This is a genomic window from Bacillus sp. F9_6S_D1_P_5 (assembly GCF_054823925.1).
Window position 1 is genome coordinate 18,681 of the sequence record NZ_JBTREW010000018.1, and the last position, 26,381, is coordinate 45,061.

The following is a 26,381-nucleotide window of genomic DNA, read 5'->3' on the forward strand; positions in this document are numbered from 1 at the left end:
TACAGTTGAAATCTGTAACTTGGGGGAAAAGGAAAGGAATGTATGTATAAGTACACAATTTGTTTCATTAGAAAGGGAAATAAAATACTCTTATTGAATAGAAATAAAAAGTCAAATATGGGAATGTGGAATGGTGTTGGTGGAAAAATTGAAGACAATGAAACGCCATATGAAGGGATAATTAGAGAAACGCTTGAAGAAACAGGCATAGATCTTCCAAGTGTAATGTATAAGGGGAATGTAGTTTTTAAAAGTAAGGACGAGCCTCGGGGTAGTGAAGGAATGTATGTATTCCTTGCTGATTTGCCAGATGGAGTACATATGAATACACCATTAAGTACGGCGGAAGGATTATTAGAATGGAGAGAAATTGATTGGATATTAAATCGTGATAATAGAGGTGTAGTTAGCAATTTACAAAAATACTTACCGATAATATTAAAAGAAGAAAATAAGTTGGAACATATATTCACATATGATAACCGGAATATTATTAATTACACAACTGCATGTTTAACGGAAGATGAAGTGAACAAACGGTATGAAAAACAACTTGTTTCTCAATAGAAAAGTATAAAAATAATCACTCTTATAATCTAGTAGAGATTATTTTAATAGAGCAATCAGCATTTTTATGTTGATTGCTCTCATTTTATATGCGAGGTGATGAAATATTCCAGAAATACATTTCATTAGGCATAACTGTTATATGTACGATGCTCCTTTTTATAGCTTGTTCTAAAAGTGAGAAAGAACTTAAAAATATTCCAAAAGCGGATTATCTTGTTTCGTATTCAAATGCAATGAAAGATGGTGGTTACATATATGCGTATGATAAGAAAGGAAATGAGATTAGTAAGATAGATGTAGATGGTCAAAGTATGATGAGTAACGCAAAGGATGAAAAGGGGTATTACTTTTCTCATATTGAAAGAGTAAATAAAATGATGTGAAGGAGATAACTTAAATTATAGCATTCAAAAGTGAGGAAGAACTAAATGAAGCTATCGAAGAAGCTAAAGCAAGTCTAGCGATAGAGGGTAGGATTATTACAAAAGAAATGGAAAAGATTATTAAAGCGAAGGTAACAGGAAAGATAACGTATGAGCAATTTATCACATTAGCTGATGCGATTGCGAGACGTGAACGTACTTAACAATCTAGAAGCCACCACAAAATTTTAAAAAATAAACGGGGAAAAAGAGATGGTAGATCCATCTCTCAGGCTGTAGACAAAATATTTTTGGAGAGTTTAGATGCTAAAAAATATTTTGTCCTTTGCTTTATGGCGAATTTATCCAACGATATATATACGTAGTATGTTCTATGCTACAATTTACTATAAGTGAGGAAGGAAGGTGTCTTATGAAAATATCCGTTTATGTTGCAAGTGCATTTAGTAAGGATCATAAAGGTGGAAATAGAGCAGGAGTGGTATTTATGGAGAATACATTGACCACTACTCAAAAAATGGCAATAGCTAAACAACTGGGCTACGCGGAAACCGCATTTATATCAGAATCTAAAATTGCTGATTATAAAATTGAGTATTTTACACCAAAAGAGGAAGTTGATTTATGTGGTCATGCGACAATTGGCTCTTTCGTGATACTAATGCATGTAAATAAACTTTTCAGGAATCGCTATACGATTGAAACGAACAGCGGTGTTCTTACTATTACCATAAAAGATGACATCATATTTATGGAGCAAAACGAACCAATATTTTATGATGTTGTATCTCCAAACGAGTTCATTGACTGTTTTGATATTAAGGCTATAGACAATACATACCCAATTCAAATTGTCTCCACGGGATTAAAAGATATTTTAATTCCTATAAAAAGCGAAACACAATTACATACACTGCAACCTAATTTTGAAAAAATTAAAGAAATCAGCAAGTATTATAATGTTGTCGGGATGCATCTATATACTTTTAATGACAATCGAATAATATGCAGAAACTTTGCTCCACTATATGACATCAATGAAGAAGCAGCGACGGGAACTTCAAACGGTGCATTAGCTTGCTATCTATATGAACAGCACTACTTACAAAAAGAAGTTTATGTATTTGAACAAGGTTATTCTTTACAATCGCCTTCCGAAATATTAGTTAAATTAGCAATCAACAGCAACAATAAAATAGAAAAGGTTTATGTTGGCGGCAAAGGATATTACTGCGAAACTAAGTTTTTGAATATATAAAATATTGAGTGGAAATAAAAAAGAGATGGTAGATCCATCTCTTTTTCATTTTCATATACTCCATGATTAGTTGCGAATCGCTTTAATGATAAAGCGATGTTGCTTCACATCAAAATAGCCTTTTTGCAACATAATCTCATGTATGCGATATAATTCCTCATAATACCTTTCGACAGTAAAATCAGGAATTTGCCACGGAATCGCTTTTAAATAATATACGATAGCGCCAATATCATAAAAGCGTTGAAAGGGGAACTCTTCTTTTTCTTCTAAAATAGTAAATCCATTTTCCTTTAGCTCATTACATGCAGTTTCGAGTGACCAACTTGCAAATTCGCTATTTAGTGGTGTGCCAAACTGCTTATTAAGTTCTGCGCAATCAAGACCACCAGCTTGTTGGGTAAGAAATATTCCATTAGGAGAAAGGATTCGGTTTACCTCAGAAGCAGCATAGGATTCATGTTGGTTCACAATTAAATCAAATTGAGCATCTTGAAGCGGTAGGGCATCATCATCCTTTACTTCTACAACAATAACCCCTAAAGGCTCTAATTTCTTTCGGGCAATTGGCACGTTTGGGGCGTAGCCCTCAGTAGCATAAATAGTTGGCGGGAACGGTTGTAACATAGATAAAAGCTCTCCACCGCCAGTGCCCATATCTAGCATTGATTTTGCGTGTTGTATAAGCTGGAAAGCAGTGCTACCGTACGACCACGATAAAGGCTCACTATTCATTCGACCCGTTTCTGAAATGAAAGAAAAATCCCAGCCGCTAAAATTTGTATTTGCACTGTCTAATAAAGTTAAAAATAATGGATCACGTTTCATAATTGTACCCTCCTATTTTGTAAATGAATGATATGATGAGAAAAGTAAAAAGGAGGACCTCTTATAAAAGTGAAACAGATTTACGTTTCGTGTTCGAATAGATGCATATAAATTCGCTCCTTGCGAGAATGATTATTTATATATTCGGGATTTTTGAGTGGAATTCCTTTGAAATATAAAGAGAAGGTAGATATTTAATGAAAAATTGGATTGAGTTTACAGATAAAGAGTACGATCGAATTTGGGATAAAGTATATAGTGATTATGAGTTTTCACCAAGTGTTTCAATATTTCCATCGTTTAAAGTACCGGGACCGTTTATCACATATGACATCTCTCATTATTTTGGAGAGTTGGTAGATTTAAATGTATATGATGAACTTGAGGAAAAAGCATTAAAAGTTTTCAAAGAGAATACAGCATCGAATGAATATATGATGGCACTGGATTGGCAACATGAGTGTTATTGGGTGAATCCACACTTAGAGTTTGAAAGAAATGAATTTTATGAGTGGAGTATACCAATATTTCCGAATGGTGATTACTATTTCTTTATTCAGAAAGACTTTAAGTGGGGGTATTTAGGCCATCCTTGGGAGAAGAGTATAACGATATTTGGAAAAGAAATAATAGAGAGCTTTAAACAAAATAAACCGGAAATGTTTCAAAATATTTTAAGGCAGGGATAATGTTTTAAAGAGAAAAAATGCTTATACTTCATTCTTGAAGCATAAGCGTTTTTGTTTAGGCCGTTTTCATTTAAAAATACTTAAAAACAAAAATCTTTTGGTAAAGTACCATTTTTTATCACCGTTCTTAACCCATGTTTTATAATCCAAGGGTTAACAAGATGCTGTTTATCACGTAATTGCTGTAACCATTGAAAAACGAGTTCTTTATCTTCTTTCGTAATATCGTTAATATGATTGGCTACTGATTTTTGGACATATTTAGAAGGATCATTCATTAATGGTTCAAGAAGCTGTAAATTGTTCTTAAAGTCACCTTTCAGAGCTCCTGTTTTTTTTGCCCAAGGAAGTCTTGGTCTTGTACCTTCTGAAACCAATCTTCTAATGTGGCTGTTTTCGTCATGAATCCACTGTTCTAATATGTTTAGTGTATCTTCATGGTATGTCTCAAGAAAAGGCCGAATAGCATATTCAGCAGTATTCCTTTTTGTTATTTCATACATGGCGTTAAATGAGGATTCAAAATCGTTAAGCCCATATTTTTCAACGTATTTTGCAATAGGCATGTACATATATCCGTTTGTAAATGTACCTACTTCTGTAGTATTTTCTGGTCCCAATGTTTTCAGTAAAATATGGATTGCTTCATTAAAATCTTTTTGTAATGCATGATGTAATTCATCTGCTATTACTTCAATACGCTGCTTTAACTCTAAAGTTTCAACTTTACATGTTACGGAAGATACGAAGTTTCTTTTAGGGAAAGTAGGATCGTGCTTACAAATAGAATCGGCCATATTTTTTGCTGATTCTTCGTTAAATAAAAATTTTAACGGAACATATTTACCCATTTTTTCACCTCATTGGTCAGCTGAAAACAATTTTTATTTTTTAATCGACAACCCATAAACCAAAGTCTCACTCGGAGTCGTAATACTAAAACCAGTCGTCTTATAATCAAGTTTCACCGTATCACCAGTGTAGTCTTTCGTAAATGAATCCATTTGTACGATAAAATCAGCATCTTCATATACAACGTCATCTGCATTATATGTATCCCAAATTAAATCCACATCAACGAAAATACTACAAGAGTTTGTCATTGTTCCTCTAATGCGAATGATTTTTTTGTCTTTACGTTCTAATCTATGTATAGCTGCTTTTGCTTCATCAGTAATGCGAATGTTCATCGTATCCCAACCTTTATTTATATTTCCTTTATTATTGCAAAAACAGGAGCAATAGGGAAGGGAGAAGCATCGGAATAAAAAAAGAGCAAACAAATTTGTTTGCTCTTTTCACTTTATTTCAATTCACATTTATCAAGCGGAATCACTTTTGTTTTCTTCGTAAATTTATATCCTAACCATAGTACTAAGAAGAGTGGTAAACCGATATAAGAAACGAGTACGCCGTTCCAATCAATTGATTCACCCATAAATGCCCCGTAGTTTTGACCTAAAATTACGATGACACAAAGTGCAAATGCGAAGATTGGACCGAATGGGAACCATTTTGCTCTATATGGTAAGTCTTTTAAATCTTTACCTTGTGCGATATATGCTTTACGGAAACGATAATGACTAATTGCGATTCCGACCCATGCGATAAAGCCAGACATTCCAGATGCGTTTAATAACCAAATGTATACAACGCCGTCACCGAATAAAGAAGCAATGAAAGCGATACTACCGACAATTGACGTTGCGATTAATGCGTTAACAGGTACACCGCGGCTGTCTAATTTCCCTAAGAATTTTGGTGCTTTACCTTGGCGAGCTAAGTCCCAAAGCATACGAGTTGATGCATACATACCAGAGTTACCAGCAGATAGTACTGCCGTTAAAATAACAGCGTTCATAACAGAAGCAGCAAAGGCAACGCCCGCTTTTTCAAAAATAAGTGTAAATGGACTTACTGTTACATCGCTTGCAGCAAGGCTTTCAGTCGTATAAGGAATTAATAAACCGATAACGAGAATTGCAAGGATATAGAATAAAAGAATACGCCAAAAGATAGAACGAATTGCTTTCGGAATATTACGCTCTGGATCAGAAGTTTCACCAGCAGCAACTCCTAATAATTCAGTACCTTGGAATGAGAAACCAGCTGCCATAAATACACCGATAATTGCCATGATGCCGCCGTTAAATGGTGCATCTGCAACAGTGAAGTTTTTAAACCCAACGGATTCGCCGCCCATAATTCCGAAAATCATCATAAAGCCGACAATTAAAAAGATAATAATAGTAACTACTTTAATAAGTGCGAACCAATATTCAGATTCACCAAACCCTTTAACAGATAAATAGTTTAAAAGGAAAATAATAGCTAAACATAATCCACTCCAAATGAGGGAAGGGGTATCTGGGAACCAAAATTTCATAATTAATGTTACAGCCGCGAGTTCAGCAGCAATTGTAATTGCCCAGTTATACCAATAGTTCCAGCCAAGTGCAAAGCCAAGGGATGGATCAACAAATTTTGTTGCGTATGTGCTAAAAGATCCCGTAACAGGCATGTAAGCTGCGAGTTCAGCTAAGCTTGTCATTAAAAAGTAAACCATAATTCCAATTGCGGCGTATGCAACTAATGCACCACCAGGCCCAGCTGAATGGATGACACCACCACTGGCAAGAAATAGTCCGGTACCAATTGTACCACCGAGAGAAATCATCGTAAGGTGTCTTGATTTTAAACTACGTTTTAATTCACCTTTTCCTTTTGTAGTTTGTGTTTCAGAGGTAGTTTGATTCGTTGCGCTATTCATGTTCAACACTCCTTTTCTTGTAAGATAGGAAGGAACGGGGGAGAAAAATACAAAAAACCGCCAAAGGAATTTGGCGGAACGTTTCACAAATAACCACCCCATCATACCCTTCCGTTAAGATAGCACCCCACGTTTACACGGTAATTTTGTAAACGTGACAGTTCTGTTCCTTTCGGAGACAGCCCCAGCTCATATTTCCAGAGAAGAAATATAAACTTCGGCAACTTTTCCTTTCAAACGGAGTCGGTGACATTCTCTATGTCTCGTCCGCTTTACTCTTAAAAGTCGCAACCTCTACCTCATCGGATTGATGAGGATTTGATATATTGCTAAGATTTTTAATATATGGCAATTGTAATGACTTTCTGAATATATTGCAAGATATTTTGTTAGGAAAAGTCAAAAAATATCGGTTATTGTATAGGAAACGCTTGCAAAACTCCACCTGAACCTACTGTTATGTAACAAAAAATAAAGAAAGAAATTGTTATACAAATGTTTCGCAAAAAATAATAAAAAACCCTTTAAAAATAAAAGAAAATTCTGAAAATATAATTCGACATAACTATCAAAAGAGGATTATTCCTTAAATTCGTTTCAAAGAATAAGTATAAATCCGACGAATAGAATGAATATTCTTTTTATTTCTGATAAAATTGAAGTATTGTTTAATTGAAAAGGGGAAATCAATATGAAATTAGAAACAGACAGACTCTATATAGTACCGTGTACAGAAGAGAGTATGCAAGTTGCTAACGAGCAAGGATATAACAGTGGTCCGCATATTGTAGGGCATGTAGAAAATGTAAAACAAAATAAGGATTTATTGCCTTGGGGAGCGTGGTATGTCATTCGAAAAGAAGGTGACATCGTTCTAGGTGATATAGGATTTAAAGGGAAACCAAATGAGGAACATACAGTAGAAATTGGTTACGGATTTATTGAGAAATATTGGAATAAAGGGTATGCGACAGAAGCTGTAAGAGAGTTAATAAATTGGGCTTTTCAAACGGAAAAGGTAGAAACGATTATTGCAGAGACACTTTTTGAAAATATTAGCTCGATTCGTGTATTAGAGAAATTACATATGAAGAGAACTGGCACTACAGAAACGATGATTAATTGGAAAATAGAAAAATAAAAAATACCGCTCGAAGTATATCGGGCGGTATTTTTATCGTTATGGTAGCATTTGTTTTTGATCATTCGGATATCCAGCTGTCGGTGCGTTAGAAAGATTGGAATGATTGCGAACAGCAATGAAAATAGAAATAATAACGACAAGACCAACTGCCACGTAAGAAAGTGAAATAATAGTTGGATCCACTTTAAATGTAGTAAGCAGTGTACGAATGTTTGTAAAGATTATAAGGCCACCAACTAATACGCCAAGTAAATGAGAAGGAACGATGCGCACTAGCCATGCAGCAATTGGTGCCGCAACGATACCACCGAGCATGAGAGAAAATACCCAAACCCAACTTACTTGTTCCCATCCAAGTGAAATGAAAAACCCGATTGTTGCAGCGAGTGAAACAGGAAACTCACTCGTATCTACAGATCCGATAACTTTTCTAGCTTCATTTCCTCTTGCTAAAAGTACAGGCGTCGTAATCGGACCCCAGCCACCACCACCAGTTGAATCAACGAATCCAGCAAATAAGCCAAGCGGAACAAGCTGTTTAGCAGACATACGTTTATTTGAAGTAACAATTTGTTTTTGAATGAGGAATCGTAATAAAATATAAACCCCTAAAGTAAATAAAAATACGGAAATGTACGGTTTAATTACATCGCCAGGTAAATTACTTAAAAAACATGCCCCAATAAATGCGCCAATTGCTCCTGGTAATGTAAGTCTGGAAACGGTATATTTATCAACGTTTCCAAATTTGAGATGGGATGCACCAGAAGCGGCGGTTGTAACGACCTCAGCTAAATGAACAGATGCGGAAGCTACAGCCGGTGCGATACCAAACATTAATAATAGCGAGGTAGATGTTACCCCGTACGCCATTCCAAGTGCTCCATCAATCAATTGAGCGAAAAATCCAATAATAGCAAAGACAATTAATTTCTGCATAAAAAATCCCCCTGTAATAATAAATGAAAAAGGCACTTTTCCCGTATGAGAAAAGTGCCTTTGGTTTTTCCAATCAGCAATAATTAAATTTGTTTCATTATAATACATATTAATCGTATAAATCAACTAGGTTTTAAAGTTTTTTGAATTGAATGAAAGAAAAATAAAATATACAATAAAAGGATGGAGAGAAAGGGGAGAAAGACATGTTACGATTTGATCATCTCGTACACGCAGTACATGGTACACCGGAGGAAGCGGCAAAACAAATGCAAGAGCTTGGATTTCATACTGTACTAGGCGGAGAGCATACTACTTGGGGTACTTGGAATAGTTTATGTTATTTTGATTTATCATATATAGAATTTTTAGCAGTTCAGCATGAAGATAAAGCGAAGAAAGCAGAAAATCCATTAGTACAAGAAACAGTAGTAAAATTACAAGACGGAGAAGGAATGTTACAAATTGCAATTCGAACAGATGCCATTGAAGAGCTAGCAGTTAAGTTTAGTAAACACGGTTTACATACGATAGGCCCATTTGAAGGGAAACGAATGAGAGAAGATGGCCGCCTTTTAGAATGGAAAATGTTATTTGTAAAGCAAGAGAAAAACGGACCGCAATTACCTTTCTTTATACAGTGGAATGAAACGGACGAAGAAAGAAGAAACGACTTACGTAATATAGGGACAATCACTGAACATAAAAATAAAGTACAACAAATTGAAACGATTCATTACGCAGTGAAAAATGTTCGAGAAACAGTACGGAAATGGAAAGAAGTTATGGAGCTAACTGCAAGCCTGGTCGTGAAAAATGAAGAATGGAATGCGGAATGTCAAAGTGTATCGTTTGGTGACATTCATGTGCAGTTTTGTGAATCAATTGGAGAAGGGCTAGTACTAGAACATTTGAATCATCATGGCGAATATCCTTTTGCGGTGGAGTTTAAAGGGGAAAATAAACGAGAGCATGAAGTGTTAGATAGTTTGTACATATATTGATAGAGGTGAACGTTGTGAAGGAAATGCTTAGAGAGATAGAGAGAAAACTAGAATGGCCTCGTATCGTAAAGTGTACAGCTATTTCAAAAGGTTTTTCACATGAAGAGAAATATAAAATAGAATTAGAAAACAGAGTAACATATTTTGTAAAAGTATGTAATGCTATTCATTTTGAACGTAAACAAGAAGAATATACGTATATGAAACAATTAGAGTCATTACATATTCCAACGCCAAAGTTAATTCATTTCATAAAACTTGAGGAATTAAATAAATGTGTTCAAGTATTTGAATGGATCCAAGGTGTAAATGGTGAAGAAGGTTTAGAGAAGCTATCGGTGGAAGAACAGTATTATGCAGGGAGAAAAGCAGGGGAAGTATTAAAGAGGATTCATTCCATTGAGAAAGAAAGTGCAAGTAATAAATGGGGAACGGTTCGATGGAATAAATACGAAAGATACGTAGAAGCGTTAGCAAACTATGAAATAGACTTCCTTGATTTGAAGCCCGTATTAACCTTTGTAGAAAATCATAAGTATTTATTGAAAAATCGTCCAATCACTTTTTTACACGATGATTTCCATCCAGCAAATAGTATGATTCATAATAAGGAATTTATCGTTATCGATTTTGGTGGATATGATTTTGGCGATCCAATACACGATTTTTATAACGTAGCGATTTTTACTATAAGAATAAGTAAATCATTTGCGGTTGGACAAGTTCACGGTTATTGCGGAGGCGAACCATCGCTTCATTTTTGGAAACTGTACTCATTATATGCAGCAATGACCTTCCCAGCTGATATCGTATGGACAAACCGAAGCACACCGCATTTAGTAAATGATATGAAGGAAAGATTGAACGGAATTTTAGAAGATCATAATCATTTTTCATCCTATATTCCAAAATGGTATCAATCACAACATGCGGATATAATAAACTATAAGTAATGGAGGGATTCATATGGATAAAATAGCGGTAATTTCTGATATACATGGTAATATTCCAGCATTAGAATCTGTGCTACAAGATATTAAAGTAAGAGGGATTGAGCGCATTATTTGTCTTGGAGATCTAGTCGGAAAAGGTCCTCATTCTAGCGAAGTAATTGAAATCATTCGTAAAGAATGTGATGGAGTTGTAATGGGGAACTGGGATGATTTTATTACAAAACCGACTGAATTTGAAGCGTTAAAATGGCATCAAAAACAATTATCGGAAGAACAAAATGACTATTTAAGAAGCTTACCATTTTCAATCGAATTTTATATGAGCGGCAAATTGATTCGTATGTTCCACGCTTCACCTAGAAGTTTATATGAAAGAATTCAACCACACGCTGCAAGAGAAGAGCGTATTAGTATGTTTGAAAACAGTGAGCTCACAGAGAATATAGAAGGGGAAAGAAAACCCGATGTCGTTTGCTACGGTGACGTTCACCAAGCATTCGTTCAAAATTTCAGAGGGAAAACGTTATGTAATGCTGGTAGCGTAGGTAATCCTCTTGAAATTACACAAGCTTCTTATTTAATATTCGAAGGAACTTACAATGAAAAAGAAGCCGCAAGCTTTTCTATTCAACTCGTACGTGTACCGTATGATATTGAATTAGCTATCAGACTAGCAGAAGAACTCGATATGCCAGAAATTGAAGAATACAAACAAGAATTACGGACTGCTTTATATCGAGGGTTTAAGGGAAAGTAAGGCAATCATAATATATCAACGATTTTTCAAATATATCTATCGTAACTTAAAATATATCAACGATTTTTTCAATATATCAACGATTCGACAAAGGATATCGATTTACCGACAAATAGTGACGTAAAAAGTTAATTGTAATTTTGTTATGTAAACTAAATGGAGGGGAAAATATCATGAACCGAGAACAACGTATAAAAGAAATTGTTAATCATATTTTAATGTTAAATTTAACGCATCCAACTAGAGTTGGAGTAAGCGGTATTACAGCGTCAGGAAAAACAACATTTGCAAACGAATTAGCGGAAGAAATAAAAAACGAGGGTTGCCAGTAACACGCGCTAGCATTGACGATTTTCATAATCCTAGAGTGATTCGCTATGCAAAAGGAAAAGAATCTGCAAGAGGGTATTATGAAGATGCACACGATTATACAGCTTTCAAAGAAAGGTTATTAAGACCTTTAGGACCTAACGGGAATTTACAATATGAAACGATTTCTCATAATTTAAAAACGGATGTTCCTGTACATAATGAGCCGTTAATGGCTCAACCCAATATGGTGCTAATAGTAGATGGAACGTTTCTATTGAAAAAAAGACATTGAGTATTTATTTGATTACAAAATCTTTGTAGATACAGATTTTGAAATTGCGAGAAAACGTGGTGTAGAGCGCGAGACGGAGGCTTTCGGAAGTTATGAAGAAGCTGAAAAAATGTTTTTGAACAGATATCATGCTGCCTGTAAGATGTATATAGATGAGCATAATCCGAAAAGTTGTGCGGATGTTGTATTTCAGAATAGTGATTTTCATGATCCCGTAGTTGTATTTAAAGGAATTTAAAATCGTTTACATAGCAAAAAATCGTGAAAGGAGATGTTTTGGATGGATAAAAAAGATAGTCCGAACGATTGGCCTGTGTGGGCGAATGAGTCAGTAGAGATAGTTAATGCAAATCCTGATTGGCAAGATAAAGGCCAATGTGAAGAACAGCAACTTTATGAACTGCTTGCTCCTCTCGGTATAAGCAAAGTAATACATATAGGAAGTACATCCATCCCTGGTTTACCGGCAAAACCTATCATTGATTTAATGGCTGAAATAGACTCATTTAATAGAGTACTATATATTTCAGCGAAATTAGCCATGTATAATTGGCATTATGTAAGCCCAGAATTAGATGAAAGACCTTGGAGAAGGTTCTTTGTGAAAGTTAAGAATAATAGACGTGTAGCGCACCTGCATTTAATGGTTAAAGGAACTGAGCGATGGGAGCAACAACTTTTATTTCGTAACCGATTACGAGAAAATCCACAATTAGTTTATGAGTATTCAAACCTTAAACAAGATTTAGCTAAAAGATTTAAAGAAGATAGAGAAGCCTACACAAAAGCTAAAACAGATTTTATTAAACAAGTTCTAAAATGATTTAATTTTTGATTGTAAATACGTTTGAATATAAAAGAAAAAACATACTGTATTTTATAACTTAAACTGACAGGAAATGCATGTAAACCAAGTGAAAGACTGCGATGTTCTAATGTATTTCCTTTTATTTATCAGGATAAATTATATATAATTGAATCAAGTTCATAGAAAGATAGGTATAAAAACGATTCTAAAAATCGACTTGATTTTATGAAAAAAATTAAAGGGAATAAGGCGAAAATATGTTAATAAAGTAAAAAGGGGACAGGAAATATAATGAATGAAGTACTAGAACTAAAAGAAGAACTACTACAAATTAAAAATAATAATTATGCTGTACCAGAAGACGTAGATGCATATCCATATGCGCAGTGGATGCTAGATTATATCGGTTCACCTGATGCTGAATTACGTGATGATTTAATTTATAGTACGCTTCATAAATGGATTACAAATGATGTATTTAGACAAAAAGAGTTACGAGGATTAATGTTACAAGCAATTAGCCCTGATTATTTATTTTATAAAATTGGTGAAAAGGGAACAGATTCTGTATTTAAACGTGCGTTCTCTGTATTAATTCCGCCACTTATTTTATCTGTTCATGAAAGAGAGCCGTTGTTATCGGAAGAACAACTGTACAGTGTGGCAGAACAAGTACTGGAATATGTGTATTTGGAAGAAGATGTAAGAGGCTACGTAGAAGGAAAAGGGTGGGCACATTCTACAGCACACGCTGCTGATGCACTCGATGCTTTAGCACGTACTATACAAAATCGTGAGTTTTCATATGCAATATTAGCTGCTGTTCGCCAGAAGGTTCGCTTACATGACTACGTATATATCCACTTTGAAGATGAGAGATTAGTAGCGCCAATTATGTCGTTACGTAACCAAAATCTTTTAACTGAAGAAGAGTGGAGCAACTGGCTACATAGTATAGCAATTGTTGAAGACATCCCGCATCCTCAGTATGATATTTTAGTACAAAATATTAGAGCTTTCTTAAGAAGTTTATATTTTAGAGTTTTAGAGACAGAAGGCAGTACAGCCTTTACAGATGATATATTGGAGACTTTGAAGGGTTTGCGTAGGTATTAAAAATGGTCCATCCTTAGAAACAATGAATAGATATTAATTTTGAAAATTTATTAGAAATTTATTTTTATATTGTACCCTTTCATTATAGGTTGAAAGGGGTGTCAAATGAAAAAATTATTAAAGTCAGTGAAAATAATATTTTTAATGAGTGTTAGTATGATTTTCTTTGGAACAGGCGTTGTATTTATATATCATAACTATCAATTAAAAATGGAATCGAAATTAATGAAGAATGAAGGCAAATTTGTTAATTTCGATAATAAAAAAGTGAATGTTTATAATGAGGGGAGCGGGGAGGATACGTTTGTATTTATGGCCGGATCTGGAATTGCCGCTCCTGTTTATGAATTGAAAGGCCTATATAGTAAATTTTCGAAAGAAAACAAGATTTCTGTAATTGAGAGAGCCGGTTATGGATACAGTGATGTTTTTCAAGATGATAGAGATATTGATACGATATTAGAACAAACGAGAGAAGCGCTTATACGAAGTGGAAATAAACCACCTTACATTTTAGTACCACACTCTCTATCGGGTATAGAGGCTATTTATTGGGCACAAAAATATCCAAGTGAAGTAAAAGGGATTATTGCATTAGATATTGGTTTACCTAAACAGTACGTGACTAATAAAATAGGTATGGTTGATTCATTAAAAATAACAGGGATGAATATTTTAACGAAAATTGGTTTTCAGAGATTAGCTCCCTCTATTACTTATAATCCCGAAGTCATTCGTCAATCTTTTTTAAACGAACAGGAAAAAGATATTTATAAAGCGCTTACGTATAAGAGGGCTTTTAATGATGATATGAAGCAAGAACTTTTACAAAGCTACAATAACGGTAAAAAATCAAATTCTTTATCGATCCCAAAAGAAACACCTATGTTATTTATAGATGCGATTGCTAGGCAATATAAAGATTCGAAGTATACAAAGCAAAAAAACGAAGATTATAAGGAGTTTACTAGCAACTTATTAATAGCTGATGTAAAAATAATTGAAGGTACACATAGTATTTATTTATATGCTCCTGATGAAATATACAAAATTGCTATGGATTTTATTAAGAATAAAGTAGTGAAGAACTAAACAATTGTAACTTTAGCGATGAAAGGTCTACATAATGAAAGTATATAACATATTAATTGTTGAAGACGATTTGATTATAGGAGATTTATTACAAAAAATTTTACAGCGTGAGAAGTATAATGTGCGTTGGGAGAAAGAGGGAAGGAAAGTTCTTGATATAATTCATGAAATAGATTTAGTCGTAATGGATGTTATGTTACCAGGCGAAGATGGTTATCAAATTACAAAGAAAATAAAAAATCTAGGATTAAATATTCCAATTATATTTCTATCAGCAAGGAATGATATGGATAGTAAACTAATAGGTTTGACCATTGGAGAAGAATACATGATAAAACCTTTTGACCCTAGAGAGTTGTTGTTAAGGATTCAGAAAATGTTAGATAATCAATATGGTACGTTCACGCAAATTAACCATTTATTTATAGATGCAGAATATAAAAGAGTTTTTATTAATGATTTGCGTAATGAAGTTGCTTTTACAGCAATTGAACGAAAAATATTCTTCTATTTATATGAAAATAGAGATAGAACTTTATCTAAAGAACACTTCTATGATTACCTATGGCAACTCGAAGATAGAAATCAAAATATCATGAACGTACATATAAAGAAAATCAGAACCAAAATTGATGATAAAACAGGTGATATTATTCAGAACATATATGGAGAAGGGTATAGATTAAATACCTATCTGAAGAAATGAACTTAAAGAAAAAATATCAGTTACTATTATTCTCCGCTATTATTAGCGTACCACTGTTATTGTTGTCAATTAGTATCTTTGTATCAGTTATTTATAATGTTGTCTTTAAAACTAAAAATCAGAACATTCCTTTTCACGAATCCTATGCATATCCTACGATGTTAATCATATTTTTATTATCACTATTAATATTAGCTTTTGTATTTTCAAAATCGATTAACACAGTATTAAATAAAATTAATGTATTAAATCAAACGATTCGAGATTTAGCTAGTGATAAAAAAATCCCTAATATAATAAATGTTAAAAGCGATGATGAAATGGGAGAGCTGATTAAATCAATGAACTTGCTTATAGAAAGAACAACTTATCGAGAATTAGAACTACAACAACAGGAACAAATAAAAAAGGAACTATTAAATAAATTACGGCATGATATTAATACACCTTTAACAGCGGTCAGATTACAATTATATTATTTAGAAGGTGAGTACAAGGAACAAGCACCAGTACTTGAATCACTGTATGAGCAGATACAATATATAAGTGATTTAACTAACGAATTTAATATTCAATCTACAGAGACTTTAGAGAATACTTATATTGTGAATGATGAAGTTAATATACATAATTTAATAGAAAATATGATTAAAAAATGGAGCTATTTGTATAGCATTCATAAAATTGAATTAGTATATAATCCACAAGATAAAGAGTTGATATGGAATAGTAATGAGTTATGGATTCAAAGGTTATTTGATAATGTTTTTCAAAATGTCCTTAAACATTCTAAAGCTAAAAAACTCAAAATTATTATAGATGAAGATGTTGTTTCCTTTAGAGATAATGGGATTGGGTTTGATATAAATAGTAAAAGTATGGGACTTGGTTTGAAAAATATTGAAGATATATCAAAGATGTTCGACATAAAATACACTGTACAATCAAATAGTGAGGGTACTATGTTTTCATTTGAAAATACTAAAGTTTAGAGAAAAATACATAAAACCAACACCTCCCAACCATACTAAAAAATGTGTTGGAGGTGAATGTTATGGACAATAAAGACTTTGAAAAAGTTTATAATGATTACTTACATCAAGGAGAAGAGCAAGCTCAATTTGAAGTAGACAATGAAGTCAATTCAGGAGCAGAACAAATTGTTGCCGTTCGTAAAAATGATGATGGGGATTTAATAGCGTTTAAAACAAGTAGCGGGAGAGAGTTAGATTATATGACTGCTCTTAGTGAGGCGAAATCTGGTAAGTTAAATCATGTAGACGTATTTCATAAGTATGGTAGAGATATTATACGTAGTGAACCGGATGGAATAAAAGAAAATAACTTAGATAATTTACCTTCATTTTAAAAGGGTAAACCTCAAGAAGAGAATGTTCATTTGGATATTCTCTTCTTTGTTTTGCGAAGTTTTCCTTGCGAATAGAAGGTTCATCTTTAATGGGGGATCATACTTTTAAAGAGCGCTCTAAATTTCTCTTTATCTTCTGCTGTAAATGGTTTCGGTCCCTTTGTACGCTTACCGCTTTTTCGAACCATTGCACTTAAATACCGTGTTTGTAACAATTGTTCAATGTTGTCATCCGTATACTTATAGCCTTTATGGTGTAGAACGATACAGCCTTTTGCTAATGCAAGCGAAGCAAGACCGTAATCTTGTGTTACGATTAAATCTTCTTTATTGGCTAACTGCATAATCCGGTAATCGGCAGCATCTGCTCCAGAATCAACGTAAATTGTTTCCACACCTTTTGGTTGCTGAGCATTAGAATAATGAGAAAAGCTAGTAACGAGGGTTACAGAGATTTCTGCATTCGTAGCCTCAAAAATAATTACATCTTTTACAGGACAAGCATCTGCATCAACGTAAATTTTCATTTTTATCACTCCTATAACTAGGTTCGTGTTGATAATAATGGTAGATTTTTCTTTTGTCAAACGATAAAGCTTTATGTAAAGTCATTTTCCACAAACTAAAATAGCTTCTCGCAAACGAGAAATACCTTCCTCAATTTGATTAATATTCACTTTTCCGTAAGATAAACGAATATAACCATCTTTCGCACCGAAAATACTACCTGGCATAAATGCGATTTCTTGTTTTAAACTTTGCATAATAAGTTGTTTTTCGTTTATCGGTTCTTTTAATTTTCCCCATATGTATATACCACCAGTAGGATTAGAAAAAGAGATTTTATCGTGAAGTTGCTCATGTAAGGCGCGAACGATAACGTCTCTTTTTTCTGCTAATTGTTTTCGTAACGGTACGATATGAGTCTGAAATGGTACAGTTTCGAAAAATTGCTGCATAAGCCACTGCGGGAAAATACTCATACCTAATTCCATTTGGTGCCTTGCGTCGGATAACCTTTCTACTACAGACTGCGGGGCGACAAGCCAGCCAACTCGTAAACCTGGTGCAATCATTTTAGATAAGGAATGTACATAAATGACTGTCCCATTTTCATCTATTGATTTTAAAGTAGGGCAAGGTTGTTTCTTTTCTAGCGTAAGTAAACTAGATGGATCATCTTCAACGATCGCAATTCGTAAATCTGCGCAAAGTGATAACAGTTTTTTTCTACGGTTTGGATGAAGCATAGTTCCCGTAGGATTTTGGAAGTTTGGATTTAAAAAAATCATTTTAATCCGATGCTTTCTATATAATTCTTGCACATCATCCGGATTAATACCATGTTCATCGACAGGTAACGGGAAAATACGAATACCTGCTGATTGGAATAACGGTAAGGAATAACAGTGTGAAGGACTTTCGAAAGCGACTGCATCACCTGGATTTAATAGACATTGCACGATAAGGTGAAGTGCTTGTTGTGCGCCAGAAGTAATCATAATAGATTGTTCAGTCGCTTCAACTTTTAAATATTCCTTCATATATTTTACTACCGCTTGTCTTAGCGGGAGATAGCCTTGCGGATGATCGTAACTTAATGAATGTGTTAACGGCTGTTCTCGTAAAATCGTTTGTAGTTGATCGTGAGGATAGAGATTACAACCGAGCTCTCCATTTGCGAAATCAATGATGTTTTCATTTTGTTGTACTTCCGCACGAATATGGCGAAGTAACGGTAAGTTTGGTAAGAAAGTACCACCTTCTACGAAATTTCTCCAGTTCGGCGTTAATGTTGGAGAAACGCCCCACATATGTGTACTTACACGTGTACCTTTACCAGTCGTACTTTCTACAATTCCCATAGCACGTAGTTCATTATAAGCAGTCGTTACCGTACTTCGATTTACATTTAACTGTGTAGCTAATTTCCGTTCGGAAGGTAGGAAGCTACCTGGAGGAAGTTCTCCGAATGTAATACGTTTCTCAATAAAGTCAACAACTTGCTGATAAATAGGGATTTTACTGTCGTTATCTAGCTTCCATTCCATACAAACGCCTCCGCATCTCTTATATACATTAAGTATAACAAATTGGCTGGGTAAAAAAACAGCCAATTGGACGGTGTTATATCCAGCCAATTTTACTATGCTAAATATGGAAGGGGAGATTCGGATGAAAAGATGGCAAATGGAATGGCTCCTAGTATCAGTAGCATTAGTATGGGGAGCGAATTATACAATTGGAAAGTATGGCGTGGCATATATGTCATCCATTCAATTTAATAGTTTACGATTTTTAGTAGCATCACCGGTATTATTACTTATTACATTTATGATGGAACGTTCATTACGTATTGAAAGAAAAGATTGGTTACGATTAGTAGCAGTCGGTATCGTTGGTACGGCGATGTATCAAACGATGTTTATGCTATCTGTGAAACACACTTCCGCAACGAACGCCTCATTATTAATTGCGATGTCACCTATATTTACAGGGATATTAGCAGTATTACACAAACAAGAACGCTTTTCGATGAAAGTACAAATTGGTTCAATAGTAGCGTTTATTGGTGCAGCATTCGTTTTATTAACAGGACATACAGGAGGAGCTACTTATGAATATGCGTGGCTTGGTAATGTAATTGGATTAGTAGCAGCAATTGCGTGGGGATGGTATCCAATATTAGCGCAACCTCTTATTACAAAATACTCCGCAATGAGAGTCACATCATGGTCTACTTTAATTGGAATTGTACCGCTAGTTATATACTGTTTATTCAACGTAAATACTTTAACGTGGCCAGTAGATACACCAAGCTGGGGATCACTAGCATATTCAATCATCTTTGCGACCATCTTCGGACTAGCAATGTGGTATATCGGCATCAGTCAAATAGGCTCAACAAAAGTAATGGTTTATATGTATCTTGTACCGTTGTTCGCAGTTATCTTTGCAGCAGTAACAATAGGGGAGCAAATTAATATGATGCAACTCGTTGGCGGTCTTATTATCTTTATCGGCTTATATGTTGTGAAAAAAGGCGGAATGAAAAAGCCTGCTCTCAATTTGAAAAAAGTAAGTTAGTAGTAAAAATGATCTCTTTCATATAGAAGGAGATCATTTTTTATTTCGTAATAAAAGCGCTTGTTCAACGGCCCATTTTTGATGATCATGAAGGAGAAGCTCTACAGCAAATAAGGGAGACATCCATCTTAAAACATGATCCTCCTCACAGTTTTCAGTTTGTTTCTGAGCCATGTTCGCAATATAAAAGAACCCATCATTTAAATAATATGTATCTTCCTTTTCAGCATAAAAATATCGCATTGCATTACCGATATATTGATCAATTTCAATTGCCCATCCTAATTCCTCTAGTAGTTCACGGTGCAAACATTCTTCTTTTGTTTCATTACCTTCCATACCGCCACCAGGTAGAAAGTAACGGTCTCCTTTTTGGATAACAGCAATCTTTGAAGAAGATGAATGGAAAATAATCGCATAACAACTAGGTCTTAATACATAATGAACGGTAGATCTTTTCGAGCCAAATGTGAGTTTCGAAAGCATAAAACACGACCTTTCTCTATAAAATACATAAAAGGAATATTAAGGTAAACAAAGAATGATATAAGTATAATCTTAATAGATTGGAGTGGTAACAACATGATAAATCGAAAATGTGCAAGATGTAAAGAAATAACAGGTACGCTGCACGGTGGTAAAAAAATAAATACAGAATTTTTATGTGAAGACTGTTTGCAAAAAGGAATTGCGAGCGGAGAAATCGAATTATCATAAGTGGAGCAAGAACAAACTTCTTATCTTTCTATAAAAATATTAAAAATAATGAGTGTGATTTATTTAATAGGATCAATTTTAATGGCTTTTTCAACCGGTCCATTTATACATAATATGGGGTTTGATGAAATATCAATTTCAGGATCAGAATTAGGTTTAATAAGTATAGTTATGTTAGGTTCTATATTCCAGTCTGTTCTTGTATTTTGCGGGATTTGGGTATTCATTCTCTTAGTAGAAACTGTAATTAAAATTTATGAAAAAATGAAGTGAGTGAGAGGGAGAAACATATGCAAGTAAGAAACATCCAAGGGGAAGATTATGTAAAGATTCATTCTGTTTTAAATGATTGGTGGGGCGGGAGAGATATGGTTGCTATGTTGCCAAAACTGTTCTTCGTTCATTTTCAAGAAACGAGTTTTATCATTGAAGAAGATGGCGAAACGTTAGGTTTCTTATGCGGATTCTTTTCACAAACATATAAAGATGAAGCGTATGTTCATTTTATCGGTGTAAATCCGAAGTATAGAAGAAGAGGAATCGCAACGACATTGTATTCTTACTTCTTTGATGCCGCTCGTGCAAATAATCGTAAAGTTGTAAAAGCAATTACGTCACCAATTAACAAAAAGTCGATACAGTTTCATCAAGAAATCGGTTTTCGAATTGATGCCGGGGATGATGAGATAGAGGGTGTATCAGTACATACAAATTATGATGGGAACGGCGGTAGTAGAGTTTTGTTTTTGAAAAATGTGTAAAAGTAGGCTAGCTTAACGTTAGCCTTTTTGTTGTGAGGAGATAGAAATATGGAGAGTAAACAAAGTAGAAATGAGTACTTACGACGCATTTATAAGGTGCAAGATTATATAGAATCACACATAAATGATTCACTTTCAATTGAAGAGTTAGCAGATGTAGCGGGATTTTCAAAGTTTCATTTTCATCGGATTTTTAAGGGGATAGTAGACGAGCCATTATCAAGGTATGTAAACCGATTGAAGTTAGAAAGGGCAACGCATCTACTTACATATCGTACAGATATGACGATTACAAATATTGCGTATCACTTTGGGTTCACCGATTCAGCAGTTTTCTCCCGTACATTTAAAAATTATTACGGTGTAAGTCCGTCTCAATATCGAAACGATAATAGCAAGAATTGCAAAGACATAAGGAGAGCTTCTCAATACAATGAGTGTAAGAAGGTTCGAGGAAATGTTGAAATTGTAACAGCGGAAGATATACACGTCGCATACATAAGGCATATCGGTACATATGAAGAGTTAACGATAGCTTTTCCAAAAATGATAGAGAAATTATTTCATTACGCAGCGAAGGAAAACTATTATGTATTTGAGGATACGAAAGTATTAACCATTTACCACGATCATCATGAATTTACTGAGGACAATCATTTAAGAACTAGTTTATGCATAACAATTCCGAATGAGTCCGCAGTAGAAACGAACGACATTGGAATAATGGTAATACCTTCTGGAAAGTATGCGATAGGTCATTTTGAAATATTCCAGGATGAATATAAAGGAGCATGGGATTTCTTATACGGTGAGTGGCTTCCTAATAGCGGATATAAACCGAGAGATTCGTATCCTTTTGAAGTGTATAAAAATGACCCAAGGCAGCACCCGGAAAATAAACATATAGTTGATATATATGTACCTATCGAACCTTTTTAATCATGAATTAAAGGGGAATGAATAATGAAAACTGCTGAAAAATTAGATCAGATTATAAAAGAAGAATACAAAAATATTAATGGTATGTTAGTAGTGCAGAGAGGTAATGTTATTTTTGAAAAATATTATAACGGTCACGGTCCAACTGATGCATTTCATATAGCGTCAGTTACAAAAACGATAATCTCTGCGTTAATTGGGATATGTATAGATAAGGGCTATATAAAAAGCGTTGATCAAAAAATAATAGAATTTTTCCCGGAATATAACGTTAATTCATCTGAAATAACAGTAGGGCATCTTCTTACTATGACAGCTCCACATCCTTTCGTAGACTGGCAGGAACCATTAGAAGAACTATGTACACAAGAAGATTGGGTAAAGTATACATTGAATAGAATTGGACAAGGCGGAGAAATTGGAGCTTTTAAATATTCATCTGCAGGAGCTCATTTATTATCAGCAATCATAATGAGCGTAACAGGAAAAAATGCACGTGAATTTGCGAATGAATACTTATTTCAACCACTCGGCATGAGAGAAATTCCAAACTATAATATGAAAGCATTTGGATTTGATGACTTATTCGGAAAAGATGTAAAGGGATGGGTTCATGATCCAAATGGTAATTCGACAGGCGGTTGGGGACTTACGTTAACAGTTAAAGATATGGTTAAGTTTGGACAGTTGTATTTGAATGAAGGTATTCATAATGGAAAGCAAATACTATCAAAATCATGGATAAAAGAATCGACAGAAATGAACCAAAATCAATATGGTTACTTATGGTGGTTACGAGAAGAGGATGGAATCTTTTCATACTGTGCCATGGGTGATGGTGGAAATGTGATTTGCTGCGTACCAGAGAAGGAACTGGTGGTGGCGATTGCTTCTGAAGTCATACCGAATGCAGAGGATAGATGGAAGTTAATTAAAGAGTGCATACTTCCTTGTTTAAAAGATTAATATAGTTCTTTTTATAAAAACAAGAATGAAAGGTTTAGTTAAACTTGTTTTGTTCTTCATGATAGAAAAAAGTGTTGTATTAACTAAGTTGAGCAACTAAGATTAGAAAGCTTCAACACCTATACGATTATTGAATAGGTGTTGAAGTACTTTATAATTTGTTTAGGTACTTTTAACTTTTCGATGTATTAGATACATCATGCCAAACACAATTACCAGCAAGATAAATTTAATTAATTCCATTAGGCTAATATCCCATTTTGTTTCTAATCCATCTGTTAAATAAAATACATTAAACATACCATGTAAAATTGCAGGTGTTATCACAGAATGGCTATACTCTCTCGTATACGTCAAAATTATAGATAATATAAATAATAACGAGAGATAGCTTAATATTCCTACAACCTGAAACTCATAATTTTTATAAAAGATTGATACTGGTAAATGCCATAAAGACCAAAGCGATGCAGTAATGATTGCTGTTTGTTTTAATGAATATTTTTTTCGTAAATGGTAATGGAAATTTCCACGCCATATGATTTCTTCTAAAAATGCAGACAAAGCAGCAATTGTAAGACCAATGAGTAGGAGAAGTCCCAATTCATTACAATGATGAAATAAGAATTTTATATTATAAATATAAAAATAGAAATGTAGACATAGACCTAGAAGTATTGGGAATAAAATGGAGAAAATTAATGTTTTTATTTTTGGACGTGAAATTCCAAATGTATGAACTATTTTTTGTTTCTTATATAATTTCTGATATAAAATAACAGCCAAAAGCGGAACAATCATCGTAAACCCTAAATAATTGCGACCATTTTCTATGTTCAGTAAGATGATATATACAAGCGATGTGAGGCAATACATACATAATGTTGAATGATAAACTATGTTTCTATTCATATTGTTCACCTACTTACATGTATAAGTGATTAATCAAATATCCGATATTTTAATTATATATGAAATGGAAATCACATATGTTGAACTTGTAGAAAAAGTTAGACTAACCCCGTAACTTTCCACAGCAAAAATTCGTTTAACAAAAGTAAGGATTTTCAATCACGAATGGGGGAGAACTATGAAGATTCTAATTCTAGGTGGTACACGATTTTTAGGAAGAGCTTTTGTAGAAGAGGCTTTAAAAAGAGGGCATGAAGTTACATTATTTAATCGCGGAACGAATAAAGAAATTTTTCCTGAAGTAGAGCAGTTAATCGGTGACAGAAATGATAATGTTTCAAGTTTAATAAATCGAAAATGGGACGCGGTAGTCGATACGTGTGGATTTTCTCCACATCACATTAGAAATATCGGAGAAGTTTTACAGAATAATATAAAGCATTATATATTCATTTCAAGTCTTTCCGTATATAAAGATTGGATTCCGCATCAAATAAAAGAAGATTATATATTACAACCTGAACCTACGGGTGATCAAATAAAGGCTGTGGAGAATGGTGAAGTTTCTCCTTATGAGCATTACGGTGCGCTGAAAGTATTGTGTGAAAAAGAAGCAGAGAAGTATTGGCCGGAGCGTGTTTTACACGTAAGAGCAGGACTTCTTTCAGGTATGTTTGATTATACAGACCGGCTTCCATACTGGATTGGGCGTGTAGCAAAGGGAGGAGAAGTGTTAGTTCCAGGAAGAAAAGACCGCCCAGTGCAGGTAGTTGATATAAAAGACGTCGCAAACTGGGGACTAAACATGGCAGAAAACAATAAAGCAGGAACATTCAATGTTACAGGTCCAAATTATGAATTGACGATGGAAGAGCTATTAAGTACGTGCAAAAAGGTTACGAATAGTGATGCTGCATTCGTTTGGGTAGATGAATCGTTTATGAATGAGCATAAAGTGCAGCCTTGGACAGAGATGCCTTTATGGCTTCCAGAAACTTTTTCATTAGAAGGTGAAACGAAGCCGTGGAAAGGTGGTTTTTCTATTAGTATAGATAGTGCTGTGAAAGAAGGGCTTACTTTTAGAAGGTTAGAACATACAGTTACAGACGTGTATGAGTGGGTGAAGAGTGTGGACGAATGGGAATTAAAAGCAGGTATTTCAGGCGAGAGGGAGAAAGAGTTGTTAGAAAAGTGGTATCAATAAATTTAGATGAGCTCTTTGAATATACTTGATTGCACATAAGGAGGAGAAAAGGTGATGTGGACAAACACCATTCACAGTATCTCACCAAACTTAAGTTTGAAACAACCAGCTATGACGGATGAACTAACTGATATACAAAACTGTTTACATGTGGAGTTGCCGAATGATTTACATCAATTATTACAGGAAACAAACGGTGTAGAAGGTGAATACGGGGACTTTATATGGTCTGCTTCAAAAATTAAAACTGAAAATATAAATATGAGAAATATAGTTGATTTCAAGGATTTATATATGCCTTTTGACTGTTTATTATTTTTTGCTGATGGCGGAAATGGTGATTTGTTTGGTTATTCCATTTTGAACGGAATCGTGCAAAGAGATGATATATATGTATGGAATCATGAAAATGATAGTAGAACTTGGGTTGCTCCTTCGTTAGACACTTTCATGAAGTGGTGGGAAAGTGGGAAGATAACAATTTAAACATAGTATCATGAAAAACGCCTTGTTAATAAAGAAACAAGGCGTTTTTCGTATATAAATCTACCACTCAATCGGTTTTTCTCCATACATTTCCCATAGCATAGGAAACATCTTTTTCAATCCTTCCTCGTCATCTTCATACCAGTCTAACTTGATATCAACTTCCTCAGATTGTTCTTCTGTTTCAAACTCTTTTGCTTTCACAATACCAGCTGTGCCAATTTCTCCGTAAAACACAACGTAGTCTTTATACCGCATTAGATAGCAGTAAGACATCCACCTCAAAATCGAGCAAATACGAGGAAGACCCGTAAAAATA

General features: G+C 34.2%; 32 protein-coding genes, 2 pseudogenes and 1 riboswitch. Of the genes and pseudogenes, 24 read left to right on the forward strand and 10 right to left on the reverse strand.

What is annotated here, in order from left to right; all coding sequences use genetic code 11:
- The first annotated feature begins 42 nt into the window (after positions 1-42).
- The 4 genes and pseudogenes from ACUXEY_RS20265 to ACUXEY_RS20280 all read left to right on the forward strand — a co-directional run bounded on the left by ACUXEY_RS20265 (position 43) and on the right by ACUXEY_RS20280 (position 2,211).
- Positions 43-567, forward strand: a complete 525-nt coding sequence (locus ACUXEY_RS20265) for an NUDIX hydrolase (RefSeq protein WP_461301457.1) — start codon at positions 43-45, stop codon at positions 565-567.
- Between the two features lie 104 nt (positions 568-671).
- Positions 672-923, forward strand: a pseudogene (locus ACUXEY_RS20270) (hypothetical protein); the annotation flags it as partial.
- Positions 924-970: 47 nt separating this feature from the next.
- Complete coding sequence (locus ACUXEY_RS20275) at positions 971-1,156, forward strand: hypothetical protein (RefSeq protein WP_097890285.1); 186 nt, start codon at positions 971-973, stop codon at positions 1,154-1,156.
- A 209-nt stretch (positions 1,157-1,365) separates the two neighbouring features.
- A complete protein-coding gene (locus ACUXEY_RS20280; protein WP_429602111.1) occupies positions 1,366-2,211 on the forward strand; it encodes a PhzF family phenazine biosynthesis protein in 846 nt (281 codons plus the stop codon).
- Positions 2,212-2,277: 66 nt separating this feature from the next.
- On the opposite strand, the gene ACUXEY_RS20285 is transcribed toward ACUXEY_RS20280, so the two are convergent.
- Positions 2,278-3,039 carry a class I SAM-dependent methyltransferase gene (locus tag ACUXEY_RS20285; protein WP_097890281.1) on the reverse strand — a complete coding sequence of 254 codons (762 nt, stop codon included), beginning with the start codon at positions 3,037-3,039 and terminating at the stop codon, positions 2,278-2,280.
- Between the two features lie 197 nt (positions 3,040-3,236).
- On the opposite strand from ACUXEY_RS20285, the gene ACUXEY_RS20290 reads away from it, so the two are divergent.
- Entirely contained in the window at positions 3,237-3,728 is a 492-nt protein-coding gene (locus tag ACUXEY_RS20290; RefSeq protein WP_097890279.1) for a DUF2716 domain-containing protein, read from the forward strand.
- Positions 3,729-3,808: 80 nt separating this feature from the next.
- On the opposite strand, the gene ACUXEY_RS20295 is transcribed toward ACUXEY_RS20290, so the two are convergent.
- From ACUXEY_RS20295 to ACUXEY_RS20305, 3 genes are all read right to left on the reverse strand, one after another.
- A complete protein-coding gene (locus tag ACUXEY_RS20295; RefSeq protein WP_097890277.1) occupies positions 3,809-4,579 on the reverse strand; it encodes a DNA alkylation repair protein in 771 nt (256 codons plus the stop codon).
- A 33-nt stretch (positions 4,580-4,612) separates the two neighbouring features.
- Positions 4,613-4,918: an iron-sulfur cluster biosynthesis family protein gene (locus tag ACUXEY_RS20300; protein WP_461301458.1), complete on the reverse strand. Its 306-nt coding sequence runs from the start codon at positions 4,916-4,918 to the stop codon at positions 4,613-4,615.
- A gap of 113 nt (positions 4,919-5,031) precedes the next feature.
- The gene (locus tag ACUXEY_RS20305; RefSeq protein ID WP_429602109.1) at positions 5,032-6,498 is read right to left on the reverse strand and encodes an amino acid permease; all 1,467 of its coding nucleotides are present in this window, start codon (positions 6,496-6,498) and stop codon (positions 5,032-5,034) included.
- Positions 6,499-6,610: 112 nt separating this feature from the next.
- A riboswitch (Lysine riboswitch) is annotated at positions 6,611-6,803 on the reverse strand.
- Positions 6,804-7,189: 386 nt separating this feature from the next.
- Between ACUXEY_RS20305 and ACUXEY_RS20310 the strand changes: the two genes are divergently transcribed.
- Entirely contained in the window at positions 7,190-7,639 is a 450-nt protein-coding gene (locus ACUXEY_RS20310; RefSeq protein ID WP_429602108.1) for a GNAT family N-acetyltransferase, read from the forward strand.
- Between the two features lie 39 nt (positions 7,640-7,678).
- Here the strand turns inward: ACUXEY_RS20310 and ACUXEY_RS20315 are convergent, their stop codons facing one another.
- On the reverse strand, positions 7,679-8,689 hold the full coding sequence (locus ACUXEY_RS20315) for a sulfite exporter TauE/SafE family protein (RefSeq protein WP_461301459.1): 1,011 nt from the start codon (positions 8,687-8,689) through the stop codon (positions 7,679-7,681).
- Positions 8,690-8,787: 98 nt separating this feature from the next.
- Between ACUXEY_RS20315 and ACUXEY_RS20320 the strand changes: the two genes are divergently transcribed.
- The 10 genes and pseudogenes from ACUXEY_RS20320 (at position 8,788) to ACUXEY_RS20365 (ending at position 16,990) form a co-directional block, all read left to right on the forward strand.
- Positions 8,788-9,585, forward strand: a complete 798-nt coding sequence (locus ACUXEY_RS20320) for a VOC family protein (RefSeq protein WP_461301460.1) — start codon at positions 8,788-8,790, stop codon at positions 9,583-9,585.
- Positions 9,586-9,599: 14 nt separating this feature from the next.
- Positions 9,600-10,538: an aminoglycoside phosphotransferase family protein gene (locus ACUXEY_RS20325; RefSeq protein WP_461301461.1), complete on the forward strand. Its 939-nt coding sequence runs from the start codon at positions 9,600-9,602 to the stop codon at positions 10,536-10,538.
- A gap of 13 nt (positions 10,539-10,551) precedes the next feature.
- On the forward strand, positions 10,552-11,295 hold the full coding sequence (locus ACUXEY_RS20330) for a metallophosphoesterase family protein (RefSeq protein WP_166703165.1): 744 nt from the start codon (positions 10,552-10,554) through the stop codon (positions 11,293-11,295).
- A 173-nt stretch (positions 11,296-11,468) separates the two neighbouring features.
- Positions 11,469-12,137: pseudogene (locus ACUXEY_RS20335) on the forward strand (hypothetical protein).
- 42 nt (positions 12,138-12,179) lie between these two features.
- Entirely contained in the window at positions 12,180-12,722 is a 543-nt protein-coding gene (locus ACUXEY_RS20340) for a GrpB family protein (RefSeq protein ID WP_461301462.1), read from the forward strand.
- Positions 12,723-12,998: 276 nt separating this feature from the next.
- Positions 12,999-13,823 (forward strand): DUF2785 domain-containing protein, encoded by an 825-nt coding sequence (locus ACUXEY_RS20345; RefSeq protein WP_098390094.1) that lies wholly within the window; start codon positions 12,999-13,001, stop codon positions 13,821-13,823.
- 105 nt (positions 13,824-13,928) lie between these two features.
- Positions 13,929-14,915, forward strand: a complete 987-nt coding sequence (locus tag ACUXEY_RS20350; protein WP_461301463.1) for an alpha/beta fold hydrolase — start codon at positions 13,929-13,931, stop codon at positions 14,913-14,915.
- 34 nt (positions 14,916-14,949) lie between these two features.
- Positions 14,950-15,621 carry a response regulator transcription factor gene (locus tag ACUXEY_RS20355; RefSeq protein ID WP_461301464.1) on the forward strand — a complete coding sequence of 224 codons (672 nt, stop codon included), beginning with the start codon at positions 14,950-14,952 and terminating at the stop codon, positions 15,619-15,621.
- The gene (locus ACUXEY_RS20360) at positions 15,618-16,613 is read left to right on the forward strand and encodes a sensor histidine kinase (RefSeq protein WP_461301465.1); all 996 of its coding nucleotides are present in this window, start codon (positions 15,618-15,620) and stop codon (positions 16,611-16,613) included. Before ACUXEY_RS20355 ends, ACUXEY_RS20360 begins: the two co-directional genes overlap by 4 nt.
- Before the next feature lie 62 nt (positions 16,614-16,675).
- Positions 16,676-16,990, forward strand: coding sequence for a DUF3892 domain-containing protein (locus tag ACUXEY_RS20365; RefSeq protein WP_461301466.1), 315 nt, complete (start codon positions 16,676-16,678; stop codon positions 16,988-16,990).
- Between the two features lie 86 nt (positions 16,991-17,076).
- Here ACUXEY_RS20365 and ACUXEY_RS20370 read toward each other — a convergent pair whose 3' ends face one another.
- Both ACUXEY_RS20370 and pdxR read right to left on the reverse strand, forming a co-directional pair.
- On the reverse strand, positions 17,077-17,517 hold the full coding sequence (locus ACUXEY_RS20370; protein WP_461301467.1) for a YaiI/YqxD family protein: 441 nt from the start codon (positions 17,515-17,517) through the stop codon (positions 17,077-17,079).
- 81 nt (positions 17,518-17,598) lie between these two features.
- Positions 17,599-19,041 (reverse strand): MocR-like pyridoxine biosynthesis transcription factor PdxR, encoded by a 1,443-nt coding sequence (gene pdxR, locus ACUXEY_RS20375; RefSeq protein WP_327960300.1) that lies wholly within the window; start codon positions 19,039-19,041, stop codon positions 17,599-17,601.
- Between the two features lie 124 nt (positions 19,042-19,165).
- Here pdxR and ACUXEY_RS20380 point away from each other — a divergent pair, with 124 nt between their 5' ends.
- Entirely contained in the window at positions 19,166-20,077 is a 912-nt protein-coding gene (locus tag ACUXEY_RS20380; protein WP_461301468.1) for a DMT family transporter, read from the forward strand.
- A gap of 33 nt (positions 20,078-20,110) precedes the next feature.
- On the opposite strand, the gene ACUXEY_RS20385 is transcribed toward ACUXEY_RS20380, so the two are convergent.
- Positions 20,111-20,563: an NUDIX hydrolase gene (locus tag ACUXEY_RS20385; RefSeq protein WP_327960298.1), complete on the reverse strand. Its 453-nt coding sequence runs from the start codon at positions 20,561-20,563 to the stop codon at positions 20,111-20,113.
- A 96-nt stretch (positions 20,564-20,659) separates the two neighbouring features.
- On the opposite strand from ACUXEY_RS20385, the gene ACUXEY_RS20390 reads away from it, so the two are divergent.
- From ACUXEY_RS20390 to ACUXEY_RS20410, 5 genes are read left to right on the forward strand one after another with little or no spacing between them, the layout of a single operon-like run.
- A complete protein-coding gene (locus ACUXEY_RS20390) occupies positions 20,660-20,794 on the forward strand; it encodes a hypothetical protein (protein ID WP_461301469.1) in 135 nt (44 codons plus the stop codon).
- Entirely contained in the window at positions 20,795-21,067 is a 273-nt protein-coding gene (locus ACUXEY_RS20395) for a DUF3980 domain-containing protein (protein WP_461301470.1), read from the forward strand. It abuts the gene before it with no gap.
- Positions 21,068-21,084: 17 nt separating this feature from the next.
- Positions 21,085-21,555, forward strand: a complete 471-nt coding sequence (locus ACUXEY_RS20400; protein ID WP_429602098.1) for a GNAT family N-acetyltransferase — start codon at positions 21,085-21,087, stop codon at positions 21,553-21,555.
- 48 nt (positions 21,556-21,603) lie between these two features.
- Positions 21,604-22,494, forward strand: a complete 891-nt coding sequence (locus ACUXEY_RS20405) for an AraC family transcriptional regulator (protein ID WP_461301471.1) — start codon at positions 21,604-21,606, stop codon at positions 22,492-22,494.
- A 24-nt stretch (positions 22,495-22,518) separates the two neighbouring features.
- Positions 22,519-23,460, forward strand: coding sequence for a serine hydrolase domain-containing protein (locus tag ACUXEY_RS20410; protein ID WP_461301472.1), 942 nt, complete (start codon positions 22,519-22,521; stop codon positions 23,458-23,460).
- A gap of 162 nt (positions 23,461-23,622) precedes the next feature.
- On the opposite strand, the gene ACUXEY_RS20415 is transcribed toward ACUXEY_RS20410, so the two are convergent.
- A complete protein-coding gene (locus ACUXEY_RS20415) occupies positions 23,623-24,381 on the reverse strand; it encodes a CPBP family intramembrane glutamic endopeptidase (RefSeq protein WP_461301473.1) in 759 nt (252 codons plus the stop codon).
- 169 nt (positions 24,382-24,550) lie between these two features.
- On the opposite strand from ACUXEY_RS20415, the gene ACUXEY_RS20420 reads away from it, so the two are divergent.
- Positions 24,551-25,576: an SDR family oxidoreductase gene (locus tag ACUXEY_RS20420; RefSeq protein WP_461301474.1), complete on the forward strand. Its 1,026-nt coding sequence runs from the start codon at positions 24,551-24,553 to the stop codon at positions 25,574-25,576.
- Between the two features lie 54 nt (positions 25,577-25,630).
- On the forward strand, positions 25,631-26,062 hold the full coding sequence (locus ACUXEY_RS20425) for an SMI1/KNR4 family protein (protein ID WP_461301511.1): 432 nt from the start codon (positions 25,631-25,633) through the stop codon (positions 26,060-26,062).
- Positions 26,063-26,122: 60 nt separating this feature from the next.
- On the opposite strand, the gene ACUXEY_RS20430 is transcribed toward ACUXEY_RS20425, so the two are convergent.
- Positions 26,123-26,320 (reverse strand): hypothetical protein, encoded by a 198-nt coding sequence (locus tag ACUXEY_RS20430; protein ID WP_461301512.1) that lies wholly within the window; start codon positions 26,318-26,320, stop codon positions 26,123-26,125.
- Between the last annotated feature and the right edge of the window lie 61 nt (positions 26,321-26,381).

Coding starts and splice junctions, on each gene's coding strand:
- ACUXEY_RS20265 (WP_461301457.1), top strand. CDS start 43: ATGTATAAGTACACAATTTGTTTCATTAGAAAGGGAAATAAAATACTC.
- ACUXEY_RS20280 (WP_429602111.1), top strand. CDS start 1,366: ATGAAAATATCCGTTTATGTTGCAAGTGCATTTAGTAAGGATCATAAA.
- ACUXEY_RS20285 (WP_097890281.1), bottom strand. CDS start 3,039: ATGAAACGTGATCCATTATTTTTAACTTTATTAGACAGTGCAAATACA.
- ACUXEY_RS20290 (WP_097890279.1), top strand. CDS start 3,237: ATGAAAAATTGGATTGAGTTTACAGATAAAGAGTACGATCGAATTTGG.
- ACUXEY_RS20295 (WP_097890277.1), bottom strand. CDS start 4,579: ATGGGTAAATATGTTCCGTTAAAATTTTTATTTAACGAAGAATCAGCA.
- ACUXEY_RS20300 (WP_461301458.1), bottom strand. CDS start 4,918: ATGAACATTCGCATTACTGATGAAGCAAAAGCAGCTATACATAGATTA.
- ACUXEY_RS20305 (WP_429602109.1), bottom strand. CDS start 6,498: ATGAATAGCGCAACGAATCAAACTACCTCTGAAACACAAACTACAAAA.
- ACUXEY_RS20310 (WP_429602108.1), top strand. CDS start 7,190: ATGAAATTAGAAACAGACAGACTCTATATAGTACCGTGTACAGAAGAG.
- ACUXEY_RS20315 (WP_461301459.1), bottom strand. CDS start 8,689: ATGTATTATAATGAAACAAATTTAATTATTGCTGATTGGAAAAACCAA.
- ACUXEY_RS20320 (WP_461301460.1), top strand. CDS start 8,788: ATGTTACGATTTGATCATCTCGTACACGCAGTACATGGTACACCGGAG.
- ACUXEY_RS20330 (WP_166703165.1), top strand. CDS start 10,552: ATGGATAAAATAGCGGTAATTTCTGATATACATGGTAATATTCCAGCA.
- ACUXEY_RS20340 (WP_461301462.1), top strand. CDS start 12,180: ATGGATAAAAAAGATAGTCCGAACGATTGGCCTGTGTGGGCGAATGAG.
- ACUXEY_RS20345 (WP_098390094.1), top strand. CDS start 12,999: ATGAATGAAGTACTAGAACTAAAAGAAGAACTACTACAAATTAAAAAT.
- ACUXEY_RS20350 (WP_461301463.1), top strand. CDS start 13,929: ATGAAAAAATTATTAAAGTCAGTGAAAATAATATTTTTAATGAGTGTT.
- ACUXEY_RS20355 (WP_461301464.1), top strand. CDS start 14,950: ATGAAAGTATATAACATATTAATTGTTGAAGACGATTTGATTATAGGA.
- ACUXEY_RS20360 (WP_461301465.1), top strand. CDS start 15,618: ATGAACTTAAAGAAAAAATATCAGTTACTATTATTCTCCGCTATTATT.
- ACUXEY_RS20365 (WP_461301466.1), top strand. CDS start 16,676: ATGGACAATAAAGACTTTGAAAAAGTTTATAATGATTACTTACATCAA.
- ACUXEY_RS20370 (WP_461301467.1), bottom strand. CDS start 17,517: ATGAAAATTTACGTTGATGCAGATGCTTGTCCTGTAAAAGATGTAATT.
- pdxR (WP_327960300.1), bottom strand. CDS start 19,041: ATGGAATGGAAGCTAGATAACGACAGTAAAATCCCTATTTATCAGCAA.
- ACUXEY_RS20380 (WP_461301468.1), top strand. CDS start 19,166: ATGAAAAGATGGCAAATGGAATGGCTCCTAGTATCAGTAGCATTAGTA.
- ACUXEY_RS20385 (WP_327960298.1), bottom strand. CDS start 20,563: ATGCTTTCGAAACTCACATTTGGCTCGAAAAGATCTACCGTTCATTAT.
- ACUXEY_RS20390 (WP_461301469.1), top strand. CDS start 20,660: ATGATAAATCGAAAATGTGCAAGATGTAAAGAAATAACAGGTACGCTG.
- ACUXEY_RS20400 (WP_429602098.1), top strand. CDS start 21,085: ATGCAAGTAAGAAACATCCAAGGGGAAGATTATGTAAAGATTCATTCT.
- ACUXEY_RS20405 (WP_461301471.1), top strand. CDS start 21,604: ATGGAGAGTAAACAAAGTAGAAATGAGTACTTACGACGCATTTATAAG.
- ACUXEY_RS20410 (WP_461301472.1), top strand. CDS start 22,519: ATGAAAACTGCTGAAAAATTAGATCAGATTATAAAAGAAGAATACAAA.
- ACUXEY_RS20420 (WP_461301474.1), top strand. CDS start 24,551: ATGAAGATTCTAATTCTAGGTGGTACACGATTTTTAGGAAGAGCTTTT.
- ACUXEY_RS20425 (WP_461301511.1), top strand. CDS start 25,631: ATGTGGACAAACACCATTCACAGTATCTCACCAAACTTAAGTTTGAAA.
- ACUXEY_RS20430 (WP_461301512.1), bottom strand. CDS start 26,320: ATGCGGTATAAAGACTACGTTGTGTTTTACGGAGAAATTGGCACAGCT.